Source organism: Acinetobacter sp. GN11 (assembly GCF_054823985.1).
Map to the genome: position 1 here is coordinate 1 of NZ_JRVL01000276.1, position 2,060 is coordinate 2,060.

Consider the following 2,060-nt stretch of genomic DNA (forward strand, 5'->3'; position numbering starts at 1 on the left):
TTTAAAAGGAATTAATAGATGAGAAAAATTTTAGGCGCAGCTTCTCTCATTATGTCTACCTGTGTTGTACATGCTGAACAATTAAATGAACAAGAAAAAATCTCTCCATATAGCGCGAATGTTACTTTTGCTAGCCAATATATTTCACGTGGTTTTCAACAAACTTGGGGTAAACCTGCGTTACAGGGTGGACTGGATTATGCCAACCCGAATGGTTTTTTTGTTGGGACTTGGGCATCAAGCGTGAGCTCTAACTATTTGCGAGATGCCTCGGTTGAATGGGATTTTTATACAGGTTATTTAAAAACAATCGATAAATTTTCAATTGGGATGTCAGTTTTTTACTACTATTACCCAGGCGCGAAAAGTACCCCAGAAACGGGGAGTAGCAGTTATAACTATGGTGAAATCGTACCTCAAATTGGCTATGGACCTTTAAGCCTCAAATACTTTGTAACTTACACACCAGATTATGCCGGTTATAACTCTAAAACAATGGGTGGACCTGCTGGTAAACGATCAAGAGGTTCGAGTTATTTAGACCTAAACTTTACCCAGCCTATCAGTGACACTTGGACTTTTGGCGCTCACTATGGCTATGAAAGAATCAAAAACTTTTCAGAATCTAATTTTCAAGATGTTAAAGCTGAACTCGTTAAAGATTTAGGTGATGGCTGGACTACAGGACTAGCGTATACAAAAGCATGGGATAAAAATAGCTACTATCAAAAGTATAGTAATGGTGAGACAGACGCACCTATTTCAAATCCGATTGACTCGACTTTTACAGTGTCTGTAAAAAAAGTATTTTAAATTAGATTTAATAATAATGGCTTTTAACTGCGCTTGGGCATCTGTAAATTTAAACTTCCAAACGTAGTTAAAACTGAATTTCTATTTATTTTTTAAGTTAATTACGGCTGAATTGAGAATAACTGCGATTGAACTCAGCATAAGTTTGAAAGCTTCTCATAATTTTCATCCATAAAACTTATATGGACTTTTATTAAATTCAATATTGATGATATGAAATAAAATGAATAGTAAGCTAATGTTTATTCCATAAAAAAACATCATAATGAGATATAACCTTTATTTATAAACCTTGTCCTAAGCTATTATGAAAATTGAAGATATTGAAGCTTTTGTTTGTTTTGTCAATGTTCAATCTACCAGTCTGGCCGCCCAGCAATTAGGTATTTCACAACCTGCTATTACTAGAAGGATCCAAAATCTAGAATCAGATTTGGGATTACAACTTTTTGACCGTAATACACGCCCTCTAAAATTGACTCAGCTAGGATTTCAAATTTTTGAGCAGTGTGCACAGGTTACTGCTGAAATAGATGCATTAGGGCAACTAGTGAACAGCTATAAATTATCGACCCAAAACTTACGGATTGGTATAGCGACAAGTCTATCAGACACGATCTTGTCAGGTATTTTAGAAGACTTAAAGCAAAGTTATCCAACATTAAACTTAGAAATTAGCACAGGTTGGGGTATCGATTTATTAGATAAATTTAAGGAAAAAAAGCTAGATTGCATTTTTTCAACAACAGCTCAAACTTATGGGCAGAATGGCCAGATAAACATGGAAATTTTAGGACAGTTACAAATTGTGCCGACTGTTTCTAAAAAATTAAAAAAGATGTCTGTACAGCATCTTGCCGATTGTCAGTCTTTAGGATGGATTCTTAATACTGAAGGATGTGGTTTTCGCCAATATCTTGTATCGGAATATCATAAATTGAATCAGTTACCTAATATAAAAATTGAGGTTACAGGAACCAATTTGCAGATGAATTTATTGGCTCAAGGTCTTGGAGTAGGGTTATTACCTAAAGAGGTTTTTGAAAAGAGTATTTATGCTGCTCAACTTACCTCAATCGAACTTACTGACTTCAATTTATCAGTGCAACTTTTTTATATGATTCAACCCGATTTGAATGAAGTCTATCAATCAATTTGCCAAGAGATGAGCCGTAAAGTACAGAGCATACTAGGATGGGGGTGAAATAAAATATCAAGAAATTTTATTGAGCATAATCAATATAAAA

The 2,060-nt window shown here is 34.5% G+C and carries 2 protein-coding genes; both read left to right on the forward strand.

Annotated elements, in window-relative coordinates; translation table 11 throughout:
* Nucleotides 1-18: 18 nt before the first annotated feature.
* Nucleotides 19-813, forward strand: coding sequence for a TorF family putative porin (locus tag NL42_RS17955; RefSeq protein ID WP_461313789.1), 795 nt, complete (start codon nt 19-21; stop codon nt 811-813).
* A gap of 307 nt (nt 814-1,120) precedes the next feature.
* On the forward strand, nt 1,121-2,017 hold the full coding sequence (locus NL42_RS17960) for a LysR family transcriptional regulator (RefSeq protein WP_461313790.1): 897 nt from the start codon (nt 1,121-1,123) through the stop codon (nt 2,015-2,017).
* Nucleotides 2,018-2,060: the final 43 nt, after the last annotated feature.

Coding starts and splice junctions, on each gene's coding strand:
- NL42_RS17955 (WP_461313789.1), top strand. CDS start 19: ATGAGAAAAATTTTAGGCGCAGCTTCTCTCATTATGTCTACCTGTGTT.
- NL42_RS17960 (WP_461313790.1), top strand. CDS start 1,121: ATGAAAATTGAAGATATTGAAGCTTTTGTTTGTTTTGTCAATGTTCAA.